The sequence below is a fragment of the Asanoa siamensis genome, assembly GCF_016862555.1.
In the GTDB taxonomy this organism is placed as follows: Bacteria; Actinomycetota; Actinomycetes; order Mycobacteriales; family Micromonosporaceae; genus Asanoa; species Asanoa siamensis.
In genome coordinates, this window is record NZ_BONE01000098.1 from 21,181 (window position 1) to 28,287 (window position 7,107).

Consider the following 7,107-nt stretch of genomic DNA (forward strand, 5'->3'; position numbering starts at 1 on the left):
GCGGCACCACCCGTGACTTGTGCGGCAAACCGCGGGAAGTTGTCGCCCCTTCGGCTGACGGTCTGTTGTACTGCCTGATGTGTCCGCGATCGACCACCTGCTGCACGCCAACGAGACCTACGCCGCGACGTTCCCCGGACCCCGGCCCCAGCGGCCGAAGCTACGGCTGGCGATAGTCACCTGCATGGACTCCCGGCTCGACCTGTTCGGCGCGCTCGGGCTCGACATCGGTGACGCCCACCTGATCCGCAACGCGGGCGGGCTGCCGACCGAGGACGTGCTGCGGTCGCTCGCGGTCAGCCAGCACTACCTCGGCACCCGTGAGGTCGTGGTGATCCACCACACCGAGTGCGGCATGGAGGGCTTCGACGACGACGCGTTCCGCGAGCGGCTGACCGCCGAGACCGGCGTCGCGCCCGAGTGGAACGTGCCGGGCTTCTCGGACATCAGGCTGACCGTACGCAAGTCGATCGCCGCCGTCCGGGGTTGCCCCTGGCTGCCCCACCGCGACGACGTCCGCGGCTTCGTCTTCGACATCGCCACGGCCCGGCTGGAAGAGGTCGAGGCCGGCTAACCGCCCAGCACCTCGGTCGCGATCTTCTCCACCATCGCCGGGTCGTCGGTCCACACCGGGTCGTCCGGCCGCGGGTGGTGGAAGACCAGGTCGGTGAAGCCGAGCGCGGCGTAGCGGCCGACGACGTCGCGGAACGCCTCCACGCTGGCCAGGGGGCGCTCGGCGCCGTTGTCGACCAGCAGGATCCGGTCCATCGCCCGCCCGGACTCGTCGAGCAGCGCGGCGTTCGCCCGGATCTTCGCCTCGTCGCCTTCCGTGATCCACGCGTCGGCGTACCGGATGACGGTCTGCAAGGTCTTGGGCCCGCCGGCGGCGACCGCCAGCGGCACGCGCGGCCGCTGCACACCGCCAGGGATCATCCGGGCCTCGTCGACCGTGTAGAACTCGCCGGACCGGGACGTCGCCGGCGAGCGCAGCAACTCGTCGAGTGTGCCGACGAACTCGTCGAGACGCCGGGCCCGCTCACCGGGCGTCAGCACCGCGCCGCCGAGCACGGTCGCGTCGAAGCCGATGCCGCCCGCGCCGATGCCCAGGGTCAGCCGCCCGTCGCTGATGTGGTCGAGGGTCATCGCCTCCTTGGCCAGCGTCACGGGGTGGCGGAAGTTGGGCGAGGTGACCATGGTGCCGAGCCGGATGCGTGAGGTGCTGGCCGCGATCCCGGTCAGCCACGGGATCGCCGCGTGCCAGGGCTTGTCGCGGTAGCGCCGCCAGGAGAGGTGGTCGTAGGTCCAGAGATGGTCGTAGCCCATCTCCTCGATCCGCCGCGCCAACGCCACGCTCTCCGGCCAGGGATCGGCCGGCAGCAACAAAACCCCGATTCGCACCCGCCGACACTAGCCCGTCAGGCTGGATCGAGATCCTTCACGAAGATCCGGCAGAAGTCGGGCTCGATGGCGACCGTGCCGTCGAACTGGTGCTCCTCCCGCACCGTCGCCACGATGCCGTGGTCCCACTCGCGGTAGCCGAGCCGCTCGTAGAGGCCGATCACGCGGTCGTTGTCGAGGTCGATGCCGGTGGCCAGCCGGCCGGCCAGGCGCACCTCGTCGAGTTCCTCGGCCTCCCGGAGCAGCGCCCGGCCGCGGCCGTTGTTGCGGAGGCCGGGCAACACGAGCAGACGGTGTACGAACGGGACGCCGGGCAGGTGCTTGCGGACCAGTTCCTCGTCGGCCGGCTCCCAGGTGACGTAGACGGCGCCGGTGACGTCCTCCGCCTCCCAGCACGTGAGCACGACGCCCTGACGTTTCAGCCGGTGACGATAGAAGGCCGTGCGCTCCGGGCCGAGGACACGCTCGAGATAGAGCATGTCCTCAGCGGACGCCGGCCGGATCTCCACACCCGCAATGGTGCCGGTGAAAGGTGAAGTCGCGTCAGGTCCGCGTTATGCACGGATCTCCACGACGACCATTTAGACCACAAGATCTCTACCGCAAGACACCCTCGGTGCCGGCCGAGGGTGTCAAGCTTCAGCTTTGTGCTGGATCTTCAGCTTAAACTTCAGCGTTGAGCTGAATCAATGTTATCGTGCGTCGGAAAGCATGAATGTGCGATTCATTTGGCTTCATGCGCGCCAAAGCCCAACTTCAGCGCCGCTGAAGTTGACTGAAGGAGACGGCATGGCTGGCGACGACGGTCTCGCCACGACGCTCGCCCGCCGACTACGCGAGCTTCGCCAGCACGGGATGCCGACGGCGATCAAGCAGCCGCAACTCGCGCGGGCCCTCGGCGTCAGCGTCCCGCTGATCTCCTCCTGGGAGAGCATCACCGCGCCGAAGGCACCACCGGTCGAGCGGCTGGAGGGCTACGCACGCTTCTTCGCCACGCCCCGCTCCGTCGAGAACGGTCGTGCCGTACTCCATCACGACCTGTCCGCCGAGGAGGAGATCCGGCGCCAGGAGTTGGCGGACGAACTGCTGGAGTTGCGCGCCGTCGTGACCGGTCGCGCGCCACGGGTCCCCAGCCAACGCGTCAACCGTCCGCCGGACGCCGGTCCGTGGTATTTCGAAGACGGCGCTCCTGTGACTATCGTCTGTGGACAGCTGGGAGGCCGGCTGCGGGTCGACTCGATCTTCACCGATCCGCAGAGCCCCGACTACGTCTCCCTCTACCAGTACGCCGACCTTGACTCCCTGGTCGAGCTACACGGACACGTTCGTGCGGCGAACCCGCACAGCGACGTCTGGTACCTGCCTCCTTCGTTGGTCACCAGTGACCACCTGACCACCCACCTGGTGCTCCTCGGAGGTGTCGACTTCAACGACCTGACCACCCAGGTCCTGGAGTCGTTGGGCGTGCCGATCCGGCAGCAGACCCGGCTGACCGACGAACTCGACGACGAAGGCGCGTTCGAGGTGCTCGGCGGCGTGTCGCACTGGCCGTCCCTCCGCAAGGAGGACGACCGCCGGATCCTGCTCGAAGACATCGCACACTTCTGCCGCGGGCAGAACCCATACAACAACTTGAGGACCGTCACCGTGTGCAACGGCCAGTTCGGTCGGGGAGTCTATGGCGCCGTCCGGGCGCTCACCGACCAACGCTTCCGCGACCGCAACGCGACGTATGTCCGGGGTCGCTTCCAGCACGCCCAGGCGTACAGCATCCTGTCCCGGGTCCGGGTGGTGCAGGGTGAAGTCGTCACCCCCGACTGGACCAACGCGGAGAACGTCCTCCACGAGTGGTCCGCGTGACCGCGGGACTGGCCGAGCCGCCCGTCGCGCGGCCCGTACGCGGTCGGCGGCATTCCACGTCGCACGCCAACCTGCTGCACCGGGTCGACGGACCGACGGCGCTCGACCGGCTCGACGCCATCATCGTGCCGAGTGCGCGCCAGACCGCGTACCTGAGCTACGCCCTCCGTCTCGGACAGCAGCTCGACTGTCCGGTCGTCGCCCTGTGCAGCCTGCGGGCCAGCGCCGAGGGCGCGTTGCGCGCGGCCAAGCGCCTCGGTGCCCACCTGATCGCCACCGACGTGCCCGAACGGGTCAACCTCCCGACGTTCGCCACGTCGGGGCTCCCGGCGGACCCGCGGTTCCGTCGCAAGGGTGACCTGAGCCTGAAACGCAACATCGGCCTCGCGCTGTCCCGGATGCTCGGCTGGAACCGGGTCGCCTTCCTCGACGACGACATCCGCTCGGTGCGCCCCGACGACATGCGGGCGGCCGCCGGCCTGCTCGACCGGTTCAGCATGGTCGGTCTCGGCAACGCCGGCTTCCCCGACAACTCGGTGGTGTGTCACGCGCTGCGCGAGGTCGGCGTCCCCCAGGAGACCTTCGTGGGGGGCGGGGCCATGGTCGTCCCGGCCGGCCGGACGACGACCTTCTTCCCGGACGTCTACAACGAGGACTGGTTCTTCCTGCTGGACGAGGACGGCCTGAGCCGCACCGCGGTGACCGGGACGATGCACCAGGAGCCCTACGATCCCTTCCGCACGACCGAGCGGGCGCGGGCCGAGGAGTTCGGCGACTGTCTCGCCGAGGGGATCTACGCACTGCTCGACGAGGGCGGCACGGTCGCCGACGCCGACCTCGCGTTCTGGGCCGACTTCCTGGAGGACCGTCGGGTGATGGTGGACCGCATCCTCGCCGCGATCCCCGGGTGCGACAAGTCACCGGAGGAGAAGCGCCGGATGACGGAGGCCATGCGCGCCTCGCACGGCCGGCGCAAGTTCATCACGCCCGAGCACTGTGTGGGTTATCTGAGCGCCCTCGCCGACGACCGGGCGCTCTGGCGGTCGCGCGTCGAGGAACTGCCCAAGGATCTCGGTGTACGTAAGGCGCTGGCGCACCTGGGCCTGAATACGACATACCTGTTCCAGCCCTGGCGGGGTCGCCGGGACTAGGGTTTTCTCGTGACTGACGTGATGCTGCCGGCACTGCCGGAGGACTGGGATCGGGCGATGGCCGTGGCCGCGCACCCCGACGACATCGAATACGGCACGGCGTCCGCCGTGGCGCGCTGGACCACGCAGGGCAAGACCGTGACCTACCTGCTCGCGACCCGCGGTGAGGCCGGCATCGACTCGATGTCGCCCGAGGTCGCCGCGCCGCTGCGCGAGCAGGAGGAGCGGGCCGGCGCCGCCGAGGTCGGCGTCAAGGTCGTCGAGTTCCTCGACCACCGCGACGGCGTCGTCGAATACGGCAACGCGCTGCGCCGCGACATCACCCGGGCGATCCGCCGGCACAAGCCGGAGGTGATCCTCACGGGCGCCTTCACGGTCCGCATGGTCGGCGGCATGACCAACCAGGCCGACCACCGCGCCGTCGGCCTGGCCGCCCTCGACGCGGCCCGCGACGCCGGCAACCGGTGGATCTTCCCGGAACTCGCCGACGAGGGTCTCGAGCCCTGGAACGGGGTCCGGTTCGTCTGTGTGGCCGGCGCCGACGGGCCGACCCACGGCGTGGACGTCACCGGCGAGCCGCTCCAGCGCGGCATCGCGTCGCTGGCCGCGCACGCCGAATACACGAAGGGCCTCGGCGTCACCGGCCCCGACCCGGCCGCGATGCTGACCTGGGCGGCGGGCATGGCGGGGCCGGCACTCGGCGTGCAGCACGCGGTCCTCTTCGACGTGCACGCGCTGCGCTTCGAGGGCCCGCCACCATGGGCGCAGGGCACCCAGCCACCGGTCGTCACCGATATCTGACCGCTCGGCACCTAGCGCTGCACCCCTGTCACCGGGTAGAAACGGATCGATCTGAGAGAGCGCTCTCAGGCCCCGTCCCCGTTAGGCAGGTCGATGAGAACCGTCCGTCTCCTCGCAGTCGCCACCACGGCGGCAACGTTGACGGCTGCCGGCGTGTTCGCCATGCCCGGCAGCGCCGCCGCGCACCGCGGTGGTCCCGACTTCGGTCCGAACGTCTTCGTCTACGACCCCGGCACGCCGGCGGCGCAGATCCAGGCCAAGTTCGACGAGCTGTTCGCCGCGCAAGAGAAGAACGAGATGGGCACCAACCGGTACGCGGTGCTCTTCAAGCCCGGCCACTACGACGTGAACGCCCGGCTCGGTTACTACACCACGGTTTCCGGGCTCGGGCGGTCACCGGCCGATGTGGACATCACCGGCGCCGTCCGGGTCACCGGCCAGGTCAACCCGAACGTGCCCGGTGGCGTCTCGGCGCTGACCAACTTCTGGCGCTCGGCCGAGAACTTCACGGTGACGCCGACCGACTGGTCCAACCAGTGGGCGGTCTCCCAGGCGTCGCCGATGCGACGCGTACACGTGAAGGGGATCCTCTGGTTGGAGCCCGGCAACGGGGGCTATTCCAGCGGCGGCTTCATCGCCAACTCCAAGGTGGACGGCATCACCATCAACGGGTCGCAGCAGCAGTGGCTGACCCGCGACAGCGAACTCGGCGACGCCTGGACCAACGGGGTCTGGAACCAGGTCTTCTCCGGCGTCACGGGCGCGCCGCCCACCGGCTTCCCCAACCCGCCCTACACCACGCTGGCCAGCAGCCCGGTCACACGGGAGAAGCCCTTCCTGTACGTCGACGGGCGGGGTAAGTACAAGGTCTTCGTGCCGGCCCTCCAGCGCGACACCGCCGGGACCACCTGGTCGGACGGTGACGAGCCCGGGTCAGCCATCGACATCGACGACTTCTTCATCGCCAAGCCGACCGACAGCGCGGCGCGGATCAACCTGGCCCTCGCGCTCGGCAAGCACCTGCTGCTCACCCCGGGCGTCTACCACCTCGACCGGCCGCTGCGGGTGCTGCACAAGAACACCGTGGTGCTCGGCCTCGGCATGCCGAGCCTCGCGCCCGACACCGGCGAGGCGGCCCTGAAGATCGCCGACGTGGACGGCGTCAAGGTGGCCGGTGTGCTGGTCGACGCCGGCGCGCGGGAGTCCGACACGCTGATCGAGGTCGGCTCGCGGTTCAGCCGGCGGGACCACTCGCGCAACCCCACCTCGCTGCAGGACGTGTTCATCCGGATCGGCGGGCCCTGGGTCGGCCGGGCGAAGACGAGCCTGGTGGTCAACAGCGACGACACGCTGCTCGAGAACATCTGGGCGTGGCGTGGCGACCACGGCAACGGCATCGGCTGGACGCAGAACACCGGCGACGTGGGCGTGGTGGTCAACGGCGACGACGTCACCGCGTACGGCCTCTTCGTGGAGCACTACCAGAAGTGGCAGACCATCTGGAACGGCGAACGCGGCCGGACGATCTTCTACCAGAGCGAGATGCCGTACGACCCGCCGAGCCAGGCGGCCTGGACCAGCCCAACAGGCAAGGGGTGGGCGTCCTACAAGGTCGCGCCGTCGGTACGCACGCACGAGGCGTGGGGCCTGGGCGTCTACACATACTTCAACCAGGGCGTCGACATCCGGGCCGCGCGCGGCATCGAGGTGCCGGACCGGGCCGGAGTGAGGTTCCACAACATGATCACCGTCTTCCTCGACGGAAGTGGCGGTGTCGAACGCACGATCAACGACGCGGGTACGCCGTGCGTCGGCTCGTTCAGCACGAGCGCGCTGACGGAGTATCCCGCCTGAGTCGGCGTGGCAGGCCCGCCCGGACCGGGTGCGGGCCTGCCAC

Annotated in this window: 7 protein-coding genes; 5 read left to right on the forward strand and 2 right to left on the reverse strand. The window is 69.5% G+C overall.

The window, feature by feature from the left end:
• Positions 1 to 79 precede the first annotated feature (79 nt).
• Positions 80 to 574 (forward strand): beta-class carbonic anhydrase, encoded by a 495-nt coding sequence (locus Asi02nite_RS36020; protein ID WP_203718523.1) that lies wholly within the window; start codon positions 80 to 82, stop codon positions 572 to 574.
• Here Asi02nite_RS36020 and Asi02nite_RS36025 read toward each other — a convergent pair.
• Both Asi02nite_RS36025 and Asi02nite_RS36030 read right to left on the reverse strand, forming a co-directional pair.
• Positions 571 to 1,398 carry an LLM class flavin-dependent oxidoreductase gene (locus Asi02nite_RS36025; RefSeq protein WP_203718524.1) on the reverse strand — a complete coding sequence of 276 codons (828 nt, stop codon included), beginning with the start codon at positions 1,396 to 1,398 and terminating at the stop codon, positions 571 to 573. The two genes, Asi02nite_RS36020 and Asi02nite_RS36025, sit on opposite strands and share 4 nt — an antisense overlap.
• 17 nt (positions 1,399 to 1,415) lie before the next feature.
• A complete protein-coding gene (locus Asi02nite_RS36030) occupies positions 1,416 to 1,907 on the reverse strand; it encodes a GNAT family N-acetyltransferase (RefSeq protein ID WP_203718525.1) in 492 nt (163 codons plus the stop codon).
• Positions 1,908 to 2,187: 280 nt separating this feature from the next.
• On the opposite strand from Asi02nite_RS36030, the gene Asi02nite_RS36035 reads away from it, so the two are divergent.
• The 4 genes from Asi02nite_RS36035 to Asi02nite_RS36050 all read left to right on the forward strand — a co-directional run bounded on the left by Asi02nite_RS36035 (position 2,188) and on the right by Asi02nite_RS36050 (position 7,064).
• A complete protein-coding gene (locus Asi02nite_RS36035) occupies positions 2,188 to 3,258 on the forward strand; it encodes a helix-turn-helix domain-containing protein (RefSeq protein WP_203718526.1) in 1,071 nt (356 codons plus the stop codon).
• On the forward strand, positions 3,255 to 4,409 hold the full coding sequence (locus tag Asi02nite_RS36040) for a hypothetical protein (protein WP_203718527.1): 1,155 nt from the start codon (positions 3,255 to 3,257) through the stop codon (positions 4,407 to 4,409). Before Asi02nite_RS36035 ends, Asi02nite_RS36040 begins: the two co-directional genes overlap by 4 nt.
• Positions 4,410 to 4,418: 9 nt before the next feature.
• Complete coding sequence (locus Asi02nite_RS36045) at positions 4,419 to 5,210, forward strand: PIG-L deacetylase family protein (RefSeq protein ID WP_239127511.1); 792 nt, start codon at positions 4,419 to 4,421, stop codon at positions 5,208 to 5,210.
• Between the two features lie 93 nt (positions 5,211 to 5,303).
• Entirely contained in the window at positions 5,304 to 7,064 is a 1,761-nt protein-coding gene (locus Asi02nite_RS36050; RefSeq protein ID WP_239127512.1) for a pectate lyase-like domain-containing protein, read from the forward strand.
• Positions 7,065 to 7,107: the final 43 nt, after the last annotated feature.

What these genes read in the sequence shown, in the direction of transcription:
- Asi02nite_RS36035 (WP_203718526.1), top strand. Translation starts at nt 2,188, where the DNA reads ATGGCTGGCGACGACGGTCTCGCCACGACGCTCGCCCGCCGACTACGC.
- Asi02nite_RS36050 (WP_239127512.1), top strand. Translation starts at nt 5,304, where the DNA reads ATGAGAACCGTCCGTCTCCTCGCAGTCGCCACCACGGCGGCAACGTTG.